Origin of the sequence: Roseibium sp. FZY0029, assembly GCF_036350355.1 — a bacterium.
In the GTDB taxonomy this organism is placed as follows: domain Bacteria; phylum Pseudomonadota; class Alphaproteobacteria; order Rhizobiales; family Stappiaceae; genus Roseibium.
This window is the reverse complement of sequence record NZ_JAZDVZ010000001.1, coordinates 380,803-401,846: the sequence shown is the minus strand read 5'-3', so window position 1 is coordinate 401,846 and position 21,044 is coordinate 380,803. Positions and strand designations below refer to the sequence as shown.

Annotated in this window: 19 protein-coding genes; 5 read left to right on the top strand and 14 right to left on the bottom strand. The window is 60.7% G+C overall.

Going from position 1 to position 21,044, the window contains the following annotated elements:
- Nucleotides 1-16 precede the first annotated feature (16 nt).
- The 12 genes from ribB to V1T76_RS01775 form a co-directional block, all read right to left on the bottom strand.
- Complete coding sequence (gene ribB, locus V1T76_RS01830) at nucleotides 17-1,336, bottom strand: 3,4-dihydroxy-2-butanone-4-phosphate synthase (RefSeq protein ID WP_330558914.1); 1,320 nt, start codon at nucleotides 1,334-1,336, stop codon at nucleotides 17-19.
- Nucleotides 1,337-1,407: 71 nt separating this feature from the next.
- Nucleotides 1,408-2,517, bottom strand: a complete 1,110-nt coding sequence (locus tag V1T76_RS01825) for a class I SAM-dependent methyltransferase (protein WP_330558913.1) — start codon at nucleotides 2,515-2,517, stop codon at nucleotides 1,408-1,410.
- A 14-nt stretch (nucleotides 2,518-2,531) separates the two neighbouring features.
- On the bottom strand, nucleotides 2,532-3,764 hold the full coding sequence (locus V1T76_RS01820; protein WP_330558912.1) for a class I SAM-dependent RNA methyltransferase: 1,233 nt from the start codon (nucleotides 3,762-3,764) through the stop codon (nucleotides 2,532-2,534).
- Between the two features lie 130 nt (nucleotides 3,765-3,894).
- Nucleotides 3,895-4,635, bottom strand: a complete 741-nt coding sequence (locus V1T76_RS01815; RefSeq protein WP_330558911.1) for a TlyA family RNA methyltransferase — start codon at nucleotides 4,633-4,635, stop codon at nucleotides 3,895-3,897.
- A gap of 169 nt (nucleotides 4,636-4,804) precedes the next feature.
- A complete protein-coding gene (locus V1T76_RS01810; RefSeq protein ID WP_330558910.1) occupies nucleotides 4,805-5,431 on the bottom strand; it encodes an SCO family protein in 627 nt (208 codons plus the stop codon).
- A 121-nt stretch (nucleotides 5,432-5,552) separates the two neighbouring features.
- Nucleotides 5,553-6,071, bottom strand: a complete 519-nt coding sequence (locus V1T76_RS01805; protein ID WP_330558909.1) for a copper chaperone PCu(A)C — start codon at nucleotides 6,069-6,071, stop codon at nucleotides 5,553-5,555.
- 37 nt (nucleotides 6,072-6,108) lie between these two features.
- Nucleotides 6,109-6,447 (bottom strand): hypothetical protein, encoded by a 339-nt coding sequence (locus tag V1T76_RS01800; protein ID WP_330558908.1) that lies wholly within the window; start codon nucleotides 6,445-6,447, stop codon nucleotides 6,109-6,111.
- Between the two features lie 148 nt (nucleotides 6,448-6,595).
- On the bottom strand, nucleotides 6,596-7,987 hold the full coding sequence (locus tag V1T76_RS01795; protein ID WP_330558907.1) for an MFS transporter: 1,392 nt from the start codon (nucleotides 7,985-7,987) through the stop codon (nucleotides 6,596-6,598).
- A 224-nt stretch (nucleotides 7,988-8,211) separates the two neighbouring features.
- Nucleotides 8,212-10,173, bottom strand: coding sequence for a 1-deoxy-D-xylulose-5-phosphate synthase (gene dxs / locus V1T76_RS01790; RefSeq protein WP_330558906.1), 1,962 nt, complete (start codon nucleotides 10,171-10,173; stop codon nucleotides 8,212-8,214).
- Between the two features lie 346 nt (nucleotides 10,174-10,519).
- Nucleotides 10,520-10,768 carry an exodeoxyribonuclease VII small subunit gene (locus V1T76_RS01785; RefSeq protein ID WP_006933521.1) on the bottom strand — a complete coding sequence of 83 codons (249 nt, stop codon included), beginning with the start codon at nucleotides 10,766-10,768 and terminating at the stop codon, nucleotides 10,520-10,522.
- A 115-nt stretch (nucleotides 10,769-10,883) separates the two neighbouring features.
- Entirely contained in the window at nucleotides 10,884-11,813 is a 930-nt protein-coding gene (locus tag V1T76_RS01780) for a histone deacetylase family protein (protein ID WP_330558905.1), read from the bottom strand.
- Nucleotides 11,814-12,590: 777 nt separating this feature from the next.
- Complete coding sequence (locus V1T76_RS01775) at nucleotides 12,591-13,586, bottom strand: L-threonylcarbamoyladenylate synthase (RefSeq protein WP_330558904.1); 996 nt, start codon at nucleotides 13,584-13,586, stop codon at nucleotides 12,591-12,593.
- A 315-nt stretch (nucleotides 13,587-13,901) separates the two neighbouring features.
- Here V1T76_RS01775 and V1T76_RS01770 point away from each other — a divergent pair, with 315 nt between their 5' ends.
- The 3 genes from V1T76_RS01770 (at nucleotide 13,902) to V1T76_RS01760 (ending at nucleotide 17,385) form a co-directional block, all read left to right on the top strand.
- Nucleotides 13,902-15,683, top strand: coding sequence for an acyl-CoA dehydrogenase (locus V1T76_RS01770; RefSeq protein ID WP_330558903.1), 1,782 nt, complete (start codon nucleotides 13,902-13,904; stop codon nucleotides 15,681-15,683).
- Between the two features lie 20 nt (nucleotides 15,684-15,703).
- Nucleotides 15,704-16,447: a crotonase/enoyl-CoA hydratase family protein gene (locus tag V1T76_RS01765; protein ID WP_330558902.1), complete on the top strand. Its 744-nt coding sequence runs from the start codon at nucleotides 15,704-15,706 to the stop codon at nucleotides 16,445-16,447.
- 74 nt (nucleotides 16,448-16,521) lie between these two features.
- Nucleotides 16,522-17,385: an SDR family oxidoreductase gene (locus tag V1T76_RS01760; RefSeq protein WP_330558901.1), complete on the top strand. Its 864-nt coding sequence runs from the start codon at nucleotides 16,522-16,524 to the stop codon at nucleotides 17,383-17,385.
- Nucleotides 17,386-17,452: 67 nt separating this feature from the next.
- Here the strand turns inward: V1T76_RS01760 and V1T76_RS01755 are convergent, their stop codons facing one another.
- A complete protein-coding gene (locus V1T76_RS01755) occupies nucleotides 17,453-18,019 on the bottom strand; it encodes an NADPH-dependent FMN reductase (protein ID WP_330558900.1) in 567 nt (188 codons plus the stop codon).
- 135 nt (nucleotides 18,020-18,154) lie between these two features.
- On the opposite strand from V1T76_RS01755, the gene V1T76_RS01750 reads away from it, so the two are divergent.
- Both V1T76_RS01750 and V1T76_RS01745 read left to right on the top strand, forming a co-directional pair.
- Nucleotides 18,155-18,565, top strand: coding sequence for a winged helix-turn-helix transcriptional regulator (locus V1T76_RS01750; protein WP_330558899.1), 411 nt, complete (start codon nucleotides 18,155-18,157; stop codon nucleotides 18,563-18,565).
- Between the two features lie 170 nt (nucleotides 18,566-18,735).
- Nucleotides 18,736-20,283, top strand: coding sequence for an ankyrin repeat domain-containing protein (locus V1T76_RS01745; protein WP_330558898.1), 1,548 nt, complete (start codon nucleotides 18,736-18,738; stop codon nucleotides 20,281-20,283).
- Here the strand turns inward: V1T76_RS01745 and V1T76_RS01740 are convergent.
- Entirely contained in the window at nucleotides 20,251-21,018 is a 768-nt protein-coding gene (locus V1T76_RS01740; protein ID WP_330558897.1) for a DeoR/GlpR family DNA-binding transcription regulator, read from the bottom strand. The genes V1T76_RS01745 and V1T76_RS01740 overlap by 33 nt on opposite strands.
- Between the last annotated feature and the right edge of the window lie 26 nt (nucleotides 21,019-21,044).

The following is a 21,044-nucleotide window of genomic DNA, read 5'->3' as shown; positions in this document are numbered from 1 at the left end:
CCCTTCCGAAGGATCCTCAGGTGTCGAGGATCTCTGTTTCGTCAATCTTGATGTCAAACCCTTCCAGCCCAACGTAATGACGCTCACGAGAAGCCAGCAGGCGAATGGAACTGACGCCCAGGTCCTTCAGGATCTGTGCACCAAGTCCGACCTCACGCCATTGTTCCTGTCTAGCTTGTGCGGAGCTGTGTTCCTCGGTATCGGCGGCTTCAAAATCCGATCTTGGCCGCTTCGACTGACGGGCAACGCCGACCGAGCCTTCCCGCAGATAGACGATAATGCCCCGTCCGCGATCCGCAAAATGTTTCATGATCTGGTCAAGCGGCTGGGCGTCACCGAAGACGTCGTCCAGTACGGACTCCAGTTGCAGGCGCACCGGCACGCTGCGGCCGTCCAGAATGTCGCCATAGACGATGGCCAGATGGTGCATCGGGTCGTAGGGCGTGGAATAGGTGGTTGCATACGCCGGGCCGAAAACCGTCTCGACGGGCTGTTCATTGACCCGCTCCACCAGCTTCTCGGTGCGCTGGCGCCAGGCGATCAGGTCGGACACGGAAACCATCTTCAGCTCGTGCTCCGCGGCGAATTCGGCCACCTGCTGGCCGCGCTTCACGGTGCCGTCATCATTGACCAGCTCGCTGATGACACCGACCTGTTCCAGGCCGGCAAGACGGCACAGGTCGACGGCAGCTTCCGTGTGGCCGGAGCGGATCATGACGCCGCCTTCCTTGGCCACAAGCGGGAAGATGTGCCCGGGGCGGACGAAATCATCGGCGCCGACATTCGGGTTTGCCAGCGCGCGTACGGTGGAGCAGCGTTCCTCGGCCGATATGCCGGTGGTCAATCCCTGGCGGTAGTCGACGGAAATGGTGAAGGCCGTTGCGAGCGGAGCATCGTTTTCGGCAACCATCGGGTCAAGCCGCAGGCGGCGTGCATGGGCAACCGTCATGGGGGCGCAGATGATGCCGGAGGTGTGACGCACCATGAAGGCCATCTGTTCGGGCGTGACCTTGGCCGCAGCGACAATCAGATCGCCTTCGTTCTCGCGGTCATCGTCGTCAGTCACGACCACCATTTCTCCACGTTCGAATGCGCGGATTGCTTCTGCGACACGGGCCTGGGACACGGGATGCTCCTTGGTTGTAGACAGTCCGAGAAAGTCGTTGGGGGTTACGGCGCCATTGGTTGCAATGGCGATCTTGCGGGCCATATCCCGCGAGACCCAGACATTGGGATCGTTGCAAAGAGCCGTAACGGAGGCAGGCGAGAGGTTGGCGCGGCGCGCAAAGGCGCTGCGGCTTTCCCCGGTCTGCAAGAGCCATAGATCCAATCTCATGACGTTGGATATACGCCCGAATATTTTCAGTCTCAAGAGAAGATGTAAAAAATTTCAGTGATACTGAAAGATCAGTCGCTTTTTACAAACTCGGCGACGCGGGAGACAAAGGCCGGAACCATCCAGCGTTGTTCTAGCCCTGCCGCCTTGGCAAGCCCTGTCAGATCTTCGCTGAGATAAGACGTAAAATAAGGCTCGTGGAAAAGCTGCGGAAAGACCGACAGCAGTCCGTCATATTCCGGCACGTCTCCGGTTTGCAGACTGTCGACAAAGAGAAACGAGCCGCCGGGTTTCAGAACGCGGGCCACTTCAGCCATGACTTGCCTGCGGATCTTCGGCGGCAGTTCGTGAAACAGGAAGACGCAGGAAACAACATCCAGAGAATTGTCCGCAAAGGGTAATGTTTCGGCAAGACCGCAGACATAGCCCGCACGGCGGGACGGCAGACGCTCACGGGCAACGTTCAGATAAGGTTCCGACAGATCGAGCCCGGTGCCCTTGAGGCGCGGGAAAGCGGACAGGGCAGGCCGCAAGAGACCGCCGGTGCCACAGGCGATGTCCAGATAGGAAACGCGGCGCTGGTCCTTGCGGCGCAAGATGCGGGCAAACGGCACAAGGGCTCTGCGCCGCATCGCGGCGGTGGCCCCTGAAAAGAGCACATCCACCTGGAAGTCGTAGAGCCGGGCGCTTTCCTCCGACAACCAGCCATCGGTCTGAAAATGAAAGTTCTGCCTGTAATAGCGGGGCAGGGCCGCCGCAAAGCCCTCAGTCGAATTCACTTCCTGGTGCGAACCGCTCGCACGCCGGCGCGCGACCTCCGGCACGTCCTTGAAGAAGGCGCGGCTGGTCGCGATCAACTCGCCCGGCGTCATGGTTCCATCGGTCGGCAGCGGATAAAGACCGTCCTCGACGGCCTTCAAATCGTCCGCAAACAGCTTGACGATGTCCGACAGCATGCGTCTCTGGCTCGGCACCGGACCGGTCGGCACCACCTTCGGCGTTTCGGGAAGCTCTTTCTGGAGATCCCGGTTCATCCGCCGCATGGCTTCGGAATGAAGGGTGTAAAGCGCGACCCGGCTGCCCTGGTAAAGCGCATAGCGGGTTCGCCGGGCAAGGCTCAGCAGCGGCGGTAGGTTGCGGGATCCTCTGACAGATCCGAATTCCTCATCCGCCGCACTCATGGCTCACTCCCTGATCAAGGCCTGGTCAACACCGCCACTGCCTCAATATGGGGCGAATAGTGGAACTGGTCCACGGGTGTGACGCTTTGCAGCACATATCCGCCGTCGAGCAGGATCCGCAGATCCCGGGCAAGCGTCGCCGGATTGCAGGAGACGGCAACAATCGTCTTGACCTTGGAAAGGGCCAGCTGTTCCGCCTGGGCCTGGGCGCCAGCGCGCGGCGGATCGAACACAACGGCGTCGAAAGGTTCCAGTTCGTCCTTCACCAGTGGCCTGCGCGACAGGTCACGCCGTTCGAAGGTGATTTTCTTCAGCCCTTGCGGTTTGCGCAGGGCCTTGTCGAAGGCGGCCAGTGCCGCAGCATCGCCTTCCACGGCATGCACATTGGCTTGCCGGCCAAGCCTGAGTGCGAATGTGCCGACACCGGAAAAGAGATCGGCAATGGTCTTGGCCTTGCCGACACCGTCCAGAACCAGCTTGGACAGAGCGTGTTCCGCCGCCAGCGTCGCCTGGGCAAAGCCTCCGGGCGCGGCGACAATGCCGATGCCACCCATGTCGAGCAGGGGCGGGCGCAGCTCCAGAATGACTTCGCCGTTGACGGAAAGCCTGGAGAGATTCTGATCGACGACCTTTTGCGACAGGGCCGGGATCTTGCGTTCATATCCTTTGTCGGCCTTGTCGAGCGCGACATCCAGACCGGTGGTGGTCACCAGCACGGTCAGGCGAAGCTCGCCTTTTTTCGGCAGCACTTCCGCAGCCAGCGACTTGAGGCCGGGCAGCGCTTCAACGATGACAGGGTCAAGCACTGGGCATTCGGCGATATCGACCAGCCGGTGGCTGGCCTTTTCATGATAGCCGAGCAAGGTGTGGCGCCCAGCGCGGGTGGCCGTCAGCACGGCCCGGCGGCGTCCGCCCGCGGTTGCCGCAATCGTGCTGGAGACGTCGGTCTCGATGCCGCGATCACGCAGGGCCTTTTCGACAAGCCCGCGCTTCCAGGCCAGATACGGATCTTCTGCAAGATGCTGAACCGAGCAGCCGCCGCAGGCGTGGTAATGGCGGCATACCGGTTCGATCCGGTCCGGGGACTTTGTGACGATCACCGGATTTTGCGCGCGTCCGTCCACCACATTGGCCCGGACGGTTTCGCCCGGCAGGGCTTCTGCCACATAGACTGGCCCGGTCTCCGTCTCGGCAACACCGTCACCGCGGTGGCCGAGCGTGGTGATTTCAATCTCTCTCTCGCTCATGGGCGAGCGATAGCGCCAAGATGGGGATTGAGCAAGCCTTGATCATGAAGCGGGCTCTCAGCACCATTCTTTTGACAGCGCTTCGCGCTTTCTCAGGATGCAGACAAGGGACAGGGGAGAGCCGTGGCCCTCAACCCGCTTTCTTTCCGTAAAGCAGCCACTCCGCATTGCCATCGCCGCCTTTGACCGGGGAGGGAACGAGGTCACCCGCCTGCCAGCCCGCCATGGTGCCCAGCCACACTTGCAGGGATTTCGCGGTGTCTTCGGCAATCTCCGGATCGACCAGGCCGCCCTTGCCGATATTGTCCTTCCCCGCTTCGAATTGAGGCTTCACCAGGAAGACGCCTTCCGCGCCAGGCGCCGCGAGGGCAAGGGCAGGCGGCAGGGCAAGCTTGAGCGAGATGAAGCTGACATCGGAGACGAGCAGGGCCGGGGCATCTCCGCCAAGATCCTCAAGGCTCAGGTCCCGGGCATTGAGACCGTCGCGCGCGGCTACCTTCGGATGCGTTGTCAGGCTCTCATGCAATTGGCCGTGGCCGACGTCGATGGCGTGAACCTTGTCGGCGCCGCGTTCCAGCAGGACCTGGGTAAACCCGCCGGTGGAAGCGCCAATGTCGAGGCAGATCCTGCCTGCCGGATCGACGCCAAACCGGTCGAGGCCTTCTATCAGCTTAAGGGCGGCCCGGCTGACATACCCGGAGGCCGGATCTTCAACGGTGATGCGGGCATCAGCCGAGGTTTTTTGCGCCGGTTTGGTGCAGGGAAGACCATCGACGCTGACCGTCCCGCGCAGGATCGCGTCGCGAGCCCGTGCGCGGGAGGGGAAGACACCCGTATCGACGAGATGCTGGTCGAGGCGTTGTTTGGACATGTGAAATTCAGAAGCAGCCGGCGATTGCCGAGATCAGGCGGTCGGCATAAACCCGCTCACCGGCATAGAGCCACAGAAACGCCGAAAGCGCGACGAGCCCCGTTGCGCCGGCGGTCAGTCCCATGAACAGTGGCATCCGCATCGTGTCCGGCTTGCTCCAGATGTTGCCTCAGGAAGAGGCCGGCGCGTTGTCGATGAGCCTGCGCAGCTTCTTCAGGGCGTTTTCCTCCGCCTCACCATAAGCAATCGTGCCGACGAACTTGTTGTCCGCACTCATGAGATAGATGGCAGCGGAATGGTCCATCGTATAGTCGCCATCGTCAAGAGGCACCTTCTTGGAATAGACCCGGTATGCCTTCAGCATGGGATCGATCTGCTCTCGCGTGCCGGTCAGCGGGACGATGCGTTTGTCGAACGCCCACACGTAGTCGCGCATGACTTCGGGTGTGTCGCGCTCCGGATCCACAGTCACGAACGCATAGTTGAGCTTGTCGGCATCCGGTCCGAGTTCCGCCATCCAGCCCTGAAGCTCGGAAAGTGTCGTCGGGCAGACATCCGGGCAGAAGGTGAAGCCGAAGAACATAACGGTCGGCTTCGTCGAAAAGGTCTTGTCGGTCACCGTTTCGCCGCTGCCGTTGATAAGCTCGAACGGGCCGCCGATTGCCGCAAGCGGTTCGATCAGGCCGCCGGTGTTCTTGTTGCCAGCCGTCTGCTGATAGACCAGCACTCCGGAAACGATCGCAAGCACGGCAACAGCCGCCCAGGCCACGTACCGGAAGAGTTTCAAACCAGACATCGGTTTTGTCCTATCCTGATCAGAGCCCCCGGCACATGTTGCGAGGCAGGGAGGGGCTCTGACACTTTGAAAATGGGTGTGGGCGTTTTATCGAGACCGAAGCAACGCCCACAGACGGGGCTCAGTTCTTGCCGTGATCCATCTTGCTGTGGTCCATGGCGCCATGCTCCGCACCGCCATCGGGGGTCTTGGCGCCCATCTTGGAGACAGCCATTTCGACGGCAACATCGCCGGCTTTTTCAAAGGTCAGGACAACCGGAATGCTGGTGCCTTCTTCGAAAGGTTGGTTGAGACCCATGAACATGACGTGGTAGCCACCCGGCTGAAGCGCAACCGTTTCACCGGCCGGAATCTCGACGCCGTTTTCCATCTTGCGCATTTTCATCACGCCGTCGGTCACCGCCATCTCGTGAATTTCCACTTTGGCGGCAACATCGGAACTTGCCCCGACGAGGCGGTCTGCGTCGGTGCCGTTGTTGATGATTTCGACAAAGCCACCACCAGCCTTGGCTTTTGGCGGGGTTGCGCGGGTCCAGGGATGATTGAGCGTCAGCTCGCCAACCTTGTAGTCATGTGCGAGAGCGGACAGGGACACAAGCGAAAGGGCGGCGGCAGCCGCAACGGTTTTCCAGATTTTCATAATGCTATTCCTTTAGGTCTGACACGTTTGACGTTTTTCAGGCCGAGGAAGGAGGCGCCCTGATGGGACTGGACCGCTGAGCCAGAGCCAGGGCCGCCGCTTGCCTTGCCGGCAAATCCGGTTTTCCGGTGCTTGCGAGCGGTTCGTTCAAATGCGGGACAGCGCTCGCAAGGCAGGGCGCGATTGCGCAGCCATGGGCACAGACCGGGCCGCATTGACAGGTCAGCGGATTGTGCGGCCCCGGCAGGCTCTGTTCCTGCCCGGAGGGCTGGCAAAGGCTGGTGAGACCCGCAGCAACCGCCGCGTCCGGCGACAACGCACTGGCAAGGACCAGAAGCACAAGCCGCATCGCAAAGGCAAGGCCCACAAGCGCCACCAGAGGGTGGCGCTCCTGCCGCAGCTGTTGCAACTTTGTGACGCGCGCTTTCATACCAGCGGCTATAAGCCGGTTGTACCGCCGTGTCGAGAGGCGAAACCGCGCAGGCGCGAGGACCGAAGGCCGAGCCACGTGCTGCGGAAAGGCATCAGGCCGTCGGCGGTGTTTTGCCAGCTGCGTCGTCGGTTGCGGCAGGTTCGTCGGAAGTGACAGCATCCTCGGCGGTCGTGTCGGCCTCGGTGGAGGCTTCGAAATTGTAGATGTCGTCTTCGTAAGCCGGGAAATCCTCGGGCGCGATGACGTATTCTTCCGCAGCCGCATCCAGGGGCTCGGCCGAGATAACCGAACCGACCTGTGCGGTGGATGCGTATTCGAAGTCTGTCTTTTCTTCGCCGGTCGGTGCTTCGCGGGTCAGGACACGGGCAAGGATGAAGATCACCATCAGAATATTCGCCGCGATGATCATGATGTAGAGACCGGACGGGCCGGTGTGGCTCATGATCATGGAAGCGGCCAGCGGTCCGATGATCGAGCCGATACCAAACGACAGCAGCATGCCGGAGGAAGTTGCGACGAAATCTTCCGATGCCGCATGGTCGAAAGCGTGGGCAACCGCGATTGCATACAGCGGCTGCACGACCATGCCAATGGCCACCGCACTCAACATCGCGATCATGAAATCCTGCGGTGAAAAGAAGACGATTGCCGTTGAAACGGCTGCCGTTGCGATGCCTAGACCGGCGATGACGAGACGACGGTCGATGCGGTCGGAGAGCCGGCCCACTGGCCACTGCGCGATGAGCCCGCCGCCGACAATGGCCGCCGCGTAAAAGGCCGCTTCCTTGGTGGAAAGACCAATCTGCGACCCATAGAGAGACGAGAGCGTAAGCAGTGCCCCTTGCGAACTGCCGATGAAAAGCACGCCGATGAAGGCGGCAGGGGAGTTCTTATAGAGTTTCACCGGCTGGAAACGTACCAGCGTGATCGGTGCAGGCTGGGTCGATGTGGTCAGCGAAACGGGCATCACGGCCAGGGAAACCATCACCGAGGCAATCGCGAAGGGGATGAAATCGGCAATGTTCATCGACGCGATGGAGATCTGCCCCAGCATCAGGGCACCGAACAGGATGACGATGTAAAACGACATCACCGTGCCGCGGTTCTCGTTCGAGGCGCTTTCGTTCAGCCAGCTTTCGACGATCATGTAGAAGCCGGCAAGGCTGAAGCCGGAGATCATGCGGATGATCATCCAGGCATAGGGATCGATAAGCACCGGATGCAGGATGGCTGCTGCCGACATCAGCGACACAAGCGCGGCAAAGGCCCGGATGTGCCCGGCACGCATGATCACGAGAGGGGCGCCGAGGCAGCCGATCACCATGCCGAAGAAATAGGCCGAGGACACCAGACCGATTTCGAAGTCGGTGAAGTAAAACCGTTCGGCGGCCAGGGGCAGCAGTGTTGTCTGCAGGCCGTGCCCGAATATGAGCAGGGCGACCGACAACAAGAGAGCGGAGACGGAAAGAAGGGTCTGAGCCATGGCTGCATCCTGACGATGGATCGCCGCAGCCCGGTCACGAGCGTTGCGGCAGTATCGTGCTCTAGAAATAAAACAAAAGCGCCGGTTTGATCCGACGCGTCCGTTTCTTTCGTCCAGCCTTTTCAGGTATGGAAGCCTGTGTCAATCAGGATCGAAACCCGCTCCCCAGTCGACTTTGTTCTCCGTCGCAGGTGATCAGCCGCACCCGGAGGGCTGATGCCCGGTCAGGCGCGTTGCGGCGCGCTGACTGAGGCCGTGCCGAGTGCGGTGAAGACAGTCTTCAAAATGCCGTCGCTGTTGAGACCGGCCCGGGCATACATCGCATCCGGCTTGTCGTGGTCGAGATAGGCATCCGGCAAAGCGAGAGCACGAACTTTCAACCCGTTGTCCAGGAGGCCTTCCTCCGCAAGCCGGGTCAGGACGTGGCTTCCGAAGCCGCCGGCCGACCCTTCCTCGATCATGACGAGAACCTCATGCTCGCGGGCGAGGCGGCGGATCATGTCCATGTCGAGAGGTTTGGCGAAACGGGCGTCGGCGACAGTCGTTGAAAGACCGGCAGCATCCAGCTCGTCCGCAGCCTTGAGGCATTCGCTCATGCGGCCGCCAAAGTTCAGGAGGGCGACTTTCGTGCCTTCCCTGCGGATGACGCCCTTGCCGATTTCAAGCACGCTGCCGCGTTCCGGCATGTCGAGACCGACGCCTTCGCCGCGCGGGTAACGGAACGAGATCGGGCCTTCGTCATAGGCAACGGCAGTTGCCACCATGTGGCGCAGTTCCACTTCGTCAGACGCGGCCATGACGACAAACCCGGGAAGGCAGGTCAGGAACGCGGTGTCGAAGGCACCTGCGTGGGTCGGACCATCTGCGCCAACGAGACCTGCACGGTCTATCGGAAAGCGCACCGGAAGGCCCTGGATAGCCACGTCGTGGACGACCTGGTCATAGGCCCGCTGCAGGAAGGTGGAGTAGATCGCGCAAAACGGCTTGAAGCCTTCGGTCGCAAGGCCTGCGGCAAAGGTTACCGCATGCTGTTCGGCGATGCCGACGTCGAAGGTACGTTTCGGATAGGCTTCGCCGAACAGATCAAGGCCGGTTCCGTCCGGCATCGCTGCGGTAATGGCGACCACCCGGTCGTCCGTTTCCGCTTCCTTGATCAGCGACGTTGCAAAAACGTTGGTATAGCTGGGCGCGTTTGCCTTCGGCTTGGCCTGCTTGCCGGTAACGACATCGAACTTGGCAACGCCGTGATATTTGTCCTTCGCGCCTTCCGCGGGCGCGTACCCCTTGCCCTTCTGCGTGACCGCATGGATCAGGATCGGGCCGTGGTGCGTGTCGCGGACGTTCTTCAGGACCGGCAGGAGGTGTTCGAGGTTGTGACCGTCCACCGGGCCGACGTAGTAGAACCCGAGTTCCTCGAACAGCGTTCCCCCTGTCCAGAAACCGCGGGCGTATTCCTCGGCGCGGGCTGCCTTCTCGAAAACCGGCTTGGGCAGGTTCTTGACCAGGTTCTTGGCGGCATCGCGAAAGGTCTGGTAGGTCGGGCCGGAAACGAGCTTGGCCAGATAGGCGGACATGGCACCCACCGGCGGTGCGATGGACATGTCGTTGTCGTTCAGGATGACGATGAGACGCGACCCGAGGTGGCCGGCGTTGTTCATCGCCTCATAAGCCATGCCGGCTGACATGGCGCCATCACCGATCACGGCGATGACGTTGTTGTTGCCGCCCTTGAGATCGCGGCCGGCGGCCATGCCGAGACCTGCCGAAATCGAGGTTGAGGAATGCGCCGCACCAAACGGGTCAAAGGCGCTCTCGGCGCGTTTTGTGAAGCCCGACAGGCCATCGCCCTGGCGAAGGGTCCGGATTCGGTCGCGGCGCTCCGTCAGGATCTTGTGCGGATAGCACTGGTGGCCAACGTCCCAGATGAGCTTGTCGTCGGGCGTATTGAAGACATAGTGCAATGCGACCGTCAGCTCGACGACTCCAAGCCCTGCGCCCAGGTGACCGCCTGTAATCGATACGGCATCGATTGTTTCCGCGCGCAACTCGTCGGCAAGTTGCTTGAGATCGCTTTCATCAAGCTGGCGCAGATCGGCCGGGGACTTTACCTGGTCAAGAAGAGGGGTATCGGGCTTGGAAGTCACTCTGGAGATAGCTCCACGATTTGAAACATGGCGGGCAGGCATACACCAACCGGATATAGGGCGCAAATCGGGCAGGGGGTATGTGCCAAATTGGCTCCCTGATTCCTGTGATGGAAACGCTCACATTTAATAGAAACGACTTAAAGGGCAGTTTGGCAGAAAACGTGCAGGTTTTGGCGAAAATGCGCGCAATTACGATATCGAGTGGTGCAAAGTGTCGGATTGACATCGTCGCAGGTCAAGACCTCACCCGGCGCACGGATATTTGATGGAGGCATAAGACGCCGCTTTCGTCTCTTGAATTGGCTTCCAAAGAACGGCGTCACGATCAAGCACGCGGTCAAACGGTTCGAAAGCGGTAGGAGGCCCGTTGGTTCACGTGGCCGGCTTATTGCGGATCGAGCGCTTCGGTGCCGCTGGCTTCACCGTTCTGGCCAAGCTGGATCTTCTCGACCTTGGCTTCCGCGGATTTCAGCAGCGTGTCGCAATGTTTGCGCAGCGCGTCGCCGCGTTCATACATGTCGATGCTCCGCTCCAGCGGCACGTTGCCCTGCTCGAGTTCCCGCACAATGGTTTCGAGCTGCTTCAGCGCTTCTTCGAAGGAAAGGCCGGCAATGTCGTTGGCGGCATCGGTCATCGGTAGGATCCCGTTTGTCTGAATGGCGTCTGGTCTTGAGGGAAACTTGCGGTCTGCGGGCCGAAGGTCAAGGTTTGATTTCGGCCTTCTCCCGGTCATCCCCGTGCTTTTCGCCCTAACCGGTCATGAGGGTCATGACGTGTGCAGCGACCGATCGTGCCAGACCTTCAAGATCATATCCGCCTTCAAGAACCGAGATCAGATGGCCATCGCTGTGGGCGTCCGCGACGTCCATCAGTGCCCGTGTCGCCCAGGCAAAGTCCGCTTCGACAAGGTTGAGCCCGCCCAGCGGGTCGCGCATGTGCGCGTCGAACCCTGCGGAAATGATCACCAGTTCCGGTGCGAAATGATTGAGACGCGGCAGGAGCAGCACCTCGAAGGCTTCCTTGAAGCCGGTTCCGTCTTCGCCCGGAGCCAGTGGTGCATTCACGATTGTGTTGGCTTCTCCGGTCTCCGACGCAGCTCCCGAGCCCGGGTAAAGCGGCATCTGGTGCGTGGAGCAATACATCACCGTCGGATCGTCCCAGAAGATGTCCTGGGTGCCGTTGCCGTGGTGAACGTCGAAATCGACAATGGCCACCCGTTCCAGACCGAACTTCGCCTGCGCATAACGCGCGGCAACCGCCGCGTTGTTGAAGAAGCAGAAGCCCATGGCACGGTCTTTTTCCGCATGGTGGCCGGGAGGGCGGGAAGCGGAAAAGGCGTTGTTGACCCTCTTCGTCAGGACCTCGTCGACAGCACGGCAAGCGCCGCCAACACCGCGCAGCGCGGCTTCCCAGGTGCCTGGCGACATGGTGGTGTCGGCATCGACCCGAGCCGTGCCTTCTGCCGGAGCCAGCCGGTGGATCTGGTCGACGTAGCTCATCGGGTGCGCGCGGGCGATATCTTCAACAGTGCCCATGGGCGCGAGATCGCGCTCAACGGACTGGAATTTTTCGTGTTCCAATATCCTGTCGATCGCCCGGATCCGGTCCGGTCGCTCCGGATGCCCCACGGGTGTCAGGTGATCGAGATAGGACGAATGATGCAGAAGCAGCGTAGACAAAGGGACGTTTCCGGAAGGTCGATTGTTATCTTTTGTAGCCTCTGCATCAGAGCGGTTGCAGAACAGACTGTCAATTCCCGCATTGGACTAACTGCTGCGGCAAATCAGGTGAGCGGCGGAAAACCGGGAGCGGGCTAGCTGAGCTGAAATGTCGGACGTTCGGCGAGGGACGCATCAACCCTGCCGTGTCCACGTGTCGAATGATGATCCTGGAAAAGTCCAAAGCCTGCTCGACCCCTGCGTGCAAACCATGAAGCAGACTAGCAGTCGCCATACCAATCGTTTGGCCAATCGCTTCGGTTGCTGGCCGTACGGCCGGTCAGGTTTGGGTCGGGTCAAGGAAAGGGCAAAAAAACGGGCCGGCTAACGTGCCGGCCCTTACCGAGGTGCGAGCACCGCAATGCCCGAGGGGAGGTCCGCTGCATCTCAATTCTGATTCTTAAACTACGCGATTCCAGTAAGGGAACGCGAGCTTTTTACCGTAATCCATTTGGGGCATGGTGTTGATAAGTTTGCAGTAGAGGTTCTTATATCACCGGATATTGTATGAATTGCTTAACCAAAGGCGAGATTTGGCAGCAAGGTTTGCTTTCCCGCGAAGGTGGAAACTTGTTGATCTTTTCTATTAACTTAAGGTGATCCGGATTCAGCTTGAAATTTAGCACCTGCTTCCGAGTTGCTGTTTTTTAAGGCCTTTTGTTTTGGTGCTGAAGAATGCGTCAAAAGCTCAGCTCTTGAATTTAGCCGGCTCAATCGAAGGCAAGGGGCTGGCTGGGGTCAGTCGCGCGGGGCGGCTGCGCGGCGCAGCCTGTCGTTGATCGCTTCGCCTAGTCCAAAGCTGGGGATAAACTGCACCTTGATAATGCTGACACCCTGGGCATCGAGAATTCGCATGGCGCGAAACAGATTGGCGGCGGCTTCTGCAAGGTCGCCTGTCGGGCTCAGGTTGAATTCTGCCTTTGCAAGTTCTGCCCCAGGCAGACGATTGGAGCCGAAAGAGAGCAGCCCGTCGCCGGCACTCACCTCGCTTGCGTTCAGCAGCATGGCCGCATCGGGCGCATAATGTGAGGTCAGCATTCCCGGTGCTGCCGGGGCATCTGGCCGCATGTCCGGGCTGGCACCTTCAAGAGGCTGTCCGAGCACACGTTCGATATCCTCACGAGCAAGACCGCCCGGCCGCAGCAGGCGCGGCGTTCCGTCAACCAGGCCGACGATGGTGGATTCGATACCGACGGCACAAGCACCCGCGTCGATGACGAAGCTGAGCGAAGGGCCGAGATCTGCAACGACATCTTCCGCCCGCGTCGGGCTGATCTTGCCTGACCGGTTTGCGCTTGGCGCGGCAATTGGCCTGCCGGTCTTTTCAGCCAGGAAGCGCATCACCGGACCAACCGGAACCCGAAGGGCGACGGTCTGCAGGCCGGCGGTTGCCAGATCGGAAATCGGGGACGCTGCGCGCTTGGGTACGACCAGCGTCAGGGGGCCGGGCCAGAAGGCCTCGGCAAGGGCCAGCGCACGTTCGTCGAAAACGCCATGCTCCAGAGCAACGTCCAGTGTCTGGACGTGTGAGATGAGCGGGTTGAACTGCGGCCGCCCCTTGGCTCCGAATATCTTTGCGCAGGCTGTGCCGTTTGTGGCATCGGCGGCAAGGCCGTAGACGGTTTCGGTCGGCACCGCCACCAGCTCACCCGCCATCAGGGCCGCGCATACGGCATCTGCTTCAGGCGCTGCCTGCCAGTCGGCTTCCGCGATGTCGAGCGTCCAAGTCCGCATGTGCCTCACTCGCTGACGTATCAGGCGTTTGCGGGCAACCTGGATACGCGAAGATTTTTCGTTCCGGTGACGGTGTTGCAGGCCTGTCTGGCGGGAACCAGACCGACCGGACATCTCGCTTCCGCAATTGACCAAAAAGACGATGACCTGCCGCTGCGATACGGGTTGACGTTAACGTCAACGGGTCTATTGTCCTTTCAAACCGCTGTCGATATTGCCTTTTGCGGAGTAGCCTTGCCGCCGTCAAGCTCGGAACAGCGAAAACCGTCATCCGGCGGAATGAATCAAAAGCCAACTGGTTTTGGGAGGACTTGAATGTATCGCGCACCCGTCGATGAGATTGCCTTCACTCTGAAACACGTCTGCGGTCTGTCCGACCTGCAAAAGAGTGCCCGTCACGCCGAACTCGGTGACGATCTTGTCGATGCCATCCTGACTGAGGCTGGCCGGTTCGCCGCCGAGGAAATCGCGCCTCTCAATGCCGTTGCCGACAAGCACGGCACCCCGCTCTCCGATGGCAAGGTGTCCACGCCTCCGGGATGGCGCGAGGCCTATCATGCCTGGATCGAGGGTGGCTGGAACAGCCTGACAGCCGATCCGGCGTCCGGAGGCCAGGGCCTGCCGGTGATGATGTCCGCGGCTGCACTGGAAATGTGGAACTCCGGGTCAATGGCCTTCGCGATTGGCCCAACCCTGACCATCGGTGCCATCGAGGCGATGGAAAAACACGCCTCGGACGAACTCAAGGCAAAATACCTGGAGAAACTGGTCTCCGGCGAATGGATGGGCACCATGAACCTGACCGAGCCGCAAGCCGGTTCGGACCTGAACGCGCTGAAGGCAAAGGCCGAGCGCCGGGATGATGGCACCTACCGCATCTTCGGCCAGAAGATCTTCATCACCTATGGTGACCACGATCTCACCGACAACATCATTCACATGGTGCTGGCACGCCTTCCGGATGCCCCTGCCGGCACCAAGGGCATATCGCTGTTTCTGGTGCCGAAGTTCCTGGTCAACGACGACGGCTCTCTGGGCGAGCGCAACGACGTGAAGGTGGCCGGTGTGGAGCACAAGATGGGCATTCACGGCTCGCCCACCTGCACCATGGTCTATGGCGACGAAGGTGGTGCCATCGGTTGGCTGGTCGGTGAGGAAAATCGCGGCCTGGCCTGCATGTTCACGATGATGAACAACGCCCGTCTGGCAGTCGGCATTCAGGGGCTGGGTGTGGCCGAGCGCGCCTATCAGCATGCGCTCGCCTATGCGCTGGAGCGCAAGCAGGGCCGTGCGCCCGGCGACACCGGCGAGGGCATGAGCCCGATTGCCCGCCATCCGGACATCAAACGCATGCTTCTGGGCATGAAGACCCGCACACAGGTCGCCCGCGCCATCTGCTACGCCTGCGCCCACGCCATCGACATGTCGAAGGTGGCCGAGGACGAGGCCGGCAAGACCTTCTGGAGCGAACGCGCCAGCCTGCTGACGCCCATTGCCAAGGCCCTGCCGACGGATTTTGGCGTCGAGGTCGCCTCGCTCGGCATACAGATCCATGGCGGCATGGGCTTCATCGAGGAAACGGGCGCGGCGCAGCATCTGCGCGATGCCCGGATCGCCCCGATTTATGAAGGCACCAACGGCATCCAGTCCATCGATCTGGTCATGCGCAAGCTGCCGCTGTCCGGTGGCGAGCACATCAAGGGCTTCATCGCGGAACTGCAGACGGTGGCCGACGAGGTTGCGGCCTCCAACCGGCCCGAGTTCGGGGCAACGGCGGACCGGCTCTCGGCCAGCATCCGGGACCTTGAAGAGGCAACCGGCTTCATGCTGAGCGCCCAGGCGGAGGGTCGGATCGGCGATGCGCTGGCTGGTGCAACGCCATATCTGCGGCTCGCTGGGCTGACCCTGGGGGGCGTGTTGCTTGCCAGGGGCGCGCTTGCCTCTTCAGGCGAACCGGCACAGCGGCTGTCCGAACGCACGCTGCTCGCCCGCAGCTTCTGCGAAACCACGATGGGGGAAACCGCCGGTTTGAAGTCGGATATTCTTCTGTCTGCCGAAGCCATTCAGGCGTTCGACGCTGAAGCCATGGCGTCCTGAACCGCCTGACGGAGTAGATGATGATCCGCAAGTCCCTTGAAGACGGCGTCCAGACCTTGCGTCTGGACCGGCCGGAAAAGAAGAACGCTCTGACCGGGCAGATGTACACCGATCTCGCAGAAGCTCTGGAGGCCGGCAACACGGACACGGATATCCGCTGTCATCTGATCTGCGGTCTGCCGGAGGTTTTTACCGCCGGCAACGATATTGGCGACTTTCTGCAATATGCCGACAAGACCAGGCTTGGTGAGACGCCGGTCGTTCGCTTCCTGAGGGCTCTGGTTCGCAACGAGAAGCCTCTGGTCGCTTCCATCGATGGCATCGCCATCGGTGTCGGCACCACCTTGTTGATGCATTGCGACATGGTTTTTGCCAGCCCGCGCGCCCTCATCCGCTCGCCCTTCGTTGATCTGGGGCTTGTTCCGGAAGCCGGATCAAGCCTGCTCGGACCGCTGATCATGGGGCCGGCCCGGGCCTTTGAACTGCTGTGCCTTGGCAACGCCTTTTCGGCTGAAAAAGCCGAGCAGGCCGGGCTTGTGAACGAAGTGGTGGAAGGGGATGTCGACGCGGCAGCCCTGGCCTGCGCAAAGGAAATCGCTGCGAAGCCGCCGGAGGCAATGGCGCTTTCCAGAAAACTTCTGCGCGGGGACACAGCTCGGCTTTCCGAACGCGTTGAAGAGGAAATCAGGATCTTTGCCAGCCGGCTGGGCGCCCCGGAAACCATAGCTGCGTTCCAGGCCTTCATGACGAAAAAGAAGGCCTGACCCACGCCTGGTCGGAACGAGAAATTTCTAGACCGCAAGGTCGTCGCCGGAAGGCGACAGATGGAGGAACCACCATGTCCCTGAAGGGCAAGACACTTTTCATCACCGGTGCGTCACGCGGGATCGGCAAGGCGATTGCGCTGCGGGCCGCGCGCGACGGAGCCAACATCGCCGTCGCCGCCAAGACGGCGGAGCCCCATCCGAAACTGGAAGGCACGATCTTTACCGCTGCCGAGGAGATCGAGGCAGCCGGCGGCAAGGCTCTGCCGGTGCTGCTGGATGTGCGTGACGACGAAGCGGTCAAGGAGGCCATCGACAAGACGGCGGCACATTTCGGCGGTCTCGACATTCTCGTGAACAACGCCAGCGCTATCCAGTTGACGCCGCTGCAACAGACCGACATGAAGCGGTTCGACCTGATGCACCAGATCAACACACGTGGCACGCTGGCCTGTTCCAAACATGCCATTGAGCATCTGAAACAGTCCGAAAATCCGCATATCCTGATGCTGTCTCCGCCGCTGGACATGCAGGAAAAATGGTTTGCACCCTTCACACCCTACTCGATTGCCAAATACGGCATGAGCCTGGTGGTGTTGGGTCTGGCTGGCGAGCTTCGCTCAAAAGGAATTGCGGTCAATGCCCTGTGGCCGCGCACGACCATCGCAACAGCGGCGATCAAGAACATCATCGGTGGCGACAAGATGATGCAGCAGAGCCGGACGCCGGACATTCTGGCCGATGCGGCTTATGAGATCTTCACCACGCCGTCGAAAGAGTTCACCGGACAGTTCGTCATCGATGACACCTTTCTGGCCAGCCGCGGCATGACCGATTTCGACAAATACCGGGTGGACCCAAGTCTGGCATTGGCCCCGGACTTTTTCGTGCCCGACGACAGCGAACCCCCTTGCGATATGGGCCCGGTGAAGACCTAAGGCCGGGAGCGTCACAACGGACGAAACGATTGAGGGCCGCCGGCTAGGTATCCGGCGGCCTTTTGTATTAAGCACGCATGGGTTTCAGCGCGTTTGCCCACTTGGTGAGCTCACTCAGCATCAGCGTGGTGCCTTCGGTCATCTTTTCGTTCGGCGTAAAGACCCCTTCGTCGCTGATGAATTCCGGGAAGAAGGGAACCGGAACCACCTGCGGCAGAGCCACCACGCTGACGTTGGCGAGCAGATCGCGCAGCGTCTGGGACGCCCGCAGGCCACCGGAAATGCCGCCGTAGCTGATGATGCCGGCCGGCTTGTAATTCCATTCGCGGTACAGCACCTGAATCGCGTTCACGAGCGAAGCCGGTGCGAAGGAATCATATTCCGGGGTCAGGAACAAGAACGCGTCGGCATCGGCAACGATGCTGCTCCAGCGCTTGGTGTGCTCATGGGTGTATTGCTGGGCGGCCGGATGTGCCGGCTCGTCCAGAAGCGGCAGGTTGATGTCGGCGAGGTCGATGTATTCCACCTCGAAGCCGCCATGCGCCTCAGCGGCGCTGGCCGCCCATTTTGCAATGGTGGGCCCGACCCGTCCGGGGCGCGTGGACCCGGAGATGACCTTCAATTTCAGCGACATGTTGAATTCCTTGAGAAACAAAATCTTGGGAGGAGTATCCAGGCGATACCTCGGTATACGTTGGATACTGGTATGAAATGAGGTATGACGCAGCGAGCCGCAAGACGGCACTTTTTGGAAACCGAGGTATCCTTGATGAAACCCCTGGCAAAATCCGTCGAAGACCTTCCGCGTGAGCAATTGCCGCATCACGACGACCCGCGCTGCGCTCCGGTGCGCAGGCTGTTGCAGACGGTCTGCAGCAAATGGTGCAGCCTCGTGGTCGCCCATCTTGAAGCCGAGCCGCAGCGGTTTACCGATCTCAAACGCTCCATTGGCGGCGTGACCCAGAAATCCCTGACCGCGACCTTGCGGGAGCTTGAGAAGGACGGGCTGGTCAATCGCGTTGTGACGCCCACCATTCCACCGCGGGTCGACTATTCCCTGACTCCGCTCGGCCGGACGCTTCTGGTGCCGCTGAAGGCGCTGACAAGCTGGGCGATCGAGAATGAAGCGGCTGTTTCCAGCGCCCGTGAACGGTATGAACGCGAGCATGGTTCCGATTGAGCCTCGGGGTTGAAATCTGCTTTTCCCTCATGCAGTCTGATGTCGCCGATGAGGGCGGCAAGCGGATCCGCGGAAAGCGAAAGCACCCTGACGACTAAGGATATTTGCCGGTTTTTCACCTGCGCCCGACACCAGCGGATCGCCCGGGCTTTCAACTCAGGAGAAAAGCCATGTCCGCAGGACTTGCGTCTTCCCATTCCCTCGATCATTTCCGCAAATCCGCTCGCCGTCTGAAAAAGGCGTTTTACAGCGGCGAGGCAGAGGCCGTCGCACGGCTTGCCGCACATGTGGACATGGCAAGGCCGCCGCGCCATGCGGATTTTCTGCACGTGATTGCTCGCGAGGCAGGTCACGAAAGCTGGCCGAAGCTGAAATTCGCCCTGGAAACGGCATCCATGAGCCGGGCTGAACGCGCGCAGCGGCTGACACAGGCGCTTTATTTCGGCCAGCATTGGGTTACGGAAAAACTGCTTGCCGATGACCCAACGCTAGAGGACGACAATCTCGGACTTCAGATCGCCCTGTATGATCTGGAGGCCGTCCGCTCCGCCCTGGAAACCGACGCCGGAGCTGCCATACGTCAAGTCGGCGTGCGCGCACCGATCCTGCATCTGGCGTTTTCGAAGAACATTCACCGGCGGCCGGAACTCGCCCCGCAGATGCTTGCCATTGCCGAACTACTTGTGGGCAACGGGGCGGATGTGAATGACGGTTATCCGGAGCAGCCAGGGGACACGCATCTGTTGTCCGCACTCTACGGCGCCTTGTGCCATGCGGATAATTTCGAGCTGGGCCGCTGGATGCTGGAGCGTGGGGCCGATCCCAACGACAACGAAAGCCTCTACCACGCCACCGAGCTTGGAGATTCCCGTGCGCTTGACCTACTGTTGAAACACGGGGCAAGGCCTGACGGGACCAACGCCTTGCCGCGTGCGCTCGATTTCGGCGACGTGACGAAGGTCCGGCTGCTTCTGGAAGCCGGAGCCGATCCGAATGTCACCGTGGCGGATCACCCGAGCGGCCAGCCGATGAACTCCATTCCAGCGCTTCATCAGGCTGCCCGGCGAGGGTGTTCCGAAAAGATTGCCGAGCTGTTGCTTGCTCACGGCGCCGATCCGGACACGGAATGGGAGGGGCACACCGCCTATGCCATGGCACTGATTTACGGCAACCTGCCCGTCGCGGCCTTCCTGGCTAAGCGTGGGCATGCGCAAGCGCTGACCTCGAACGAACAGGTGCTGTCGGCCTGCGCGAAAGGGATGTCGGACCCGGGAAGGTTGGACGTTGCGCGCTTGGGCAAGGAAGACAAAAGCCTGCTGACGCGGCTTGCCATCCTTCCCGGCAAGCTGGACCACATGAAGGCGCTGATTGTCGCCGGTCTGGACCCGGATGAGCCCGACGAAATGGGGTTGCCGCCGCTACATTTGGCAGGCTGGAACGGCCTTGCGGACGAACTCGCCTATTTCCTCTCGCTTGGGCCGGACCTCACCCGCAAGAACCTCTTTGGCGGCGATGCCCTCGACACCGTCATTCACGGTTCGGAATTTTCCCCCAAGCGTAAAGAAGCGGATCACATCGTCTGCGCGCGACTGCTGCTTGAAGCCGGCAGCTTGCTCGATCAGCGCGCCATTACAGGATGTGGCAACGAGGAGATGGCGCAGTTTCTGGAAGACTGGCAGATGGCATCAGGCGAGCCGGACAGTGACGCCGCTCTCTGACAGCGTCCTCAGGATTTTAGGATCGAGCTCTTTTTCGGCAATCAGCGTGTTGAGAAGCCCGGCCGGTCCGATCCGATAAGCGGCGGCGGTGCCGATCTTGTCGGCAGTTGCCACCGCTATTGTTTCCGACGAGGCTGCGATCATCGCCCGCTTTAGAGCCGCCTCGTCATAATGCGCTGTTGTCAGACCTGCTGTTGGGTCAATGCCATGAATGCCGAAGAAGCAGATGTCTGCATTGATATGTTCGATAGCGTCCAGAACACTTGCCCCGACGGTCATCTGGCTTCTTTTGTCAAACACGCCGCCCAGCAGGACAATTTCGGCATGCGGGTGATCTACCAGGGCCGTCGCTGTCTGCGGGCTGTTGGTGATGGCAGTGAACGGAAGCGACTTCGGGATCTTGTTGGCTATGGCAAGATTGGTCGTACCGCCATCGAACAGAACCACGTGGCCTGAGCTGATCATCGACGCAGCTTCTTTCGCCAGTCGTGCTTTGGGGGACGCGGATATCTTGTAGCGGTTTGCGAACGGTTGCTCCGCCGGTGAAACCGGTAACGCGGCACCATGGACGCGCTGGATGAGACCTTCGGCTGCCAGTTCTCTGAAATCGCGCCGGGCAGAATCCTCCGATATCCCGAAGGCCGTAGCCAGGTCTCCAGTTGTCAGCCGGCCTTTGCGGCCGAGTGTCTCCAGTATGAATTTTCTGCGCTCGTCGGGACTGGCATCCGTTTGCATTGACATCTCCAGGAAATATTGCCTGT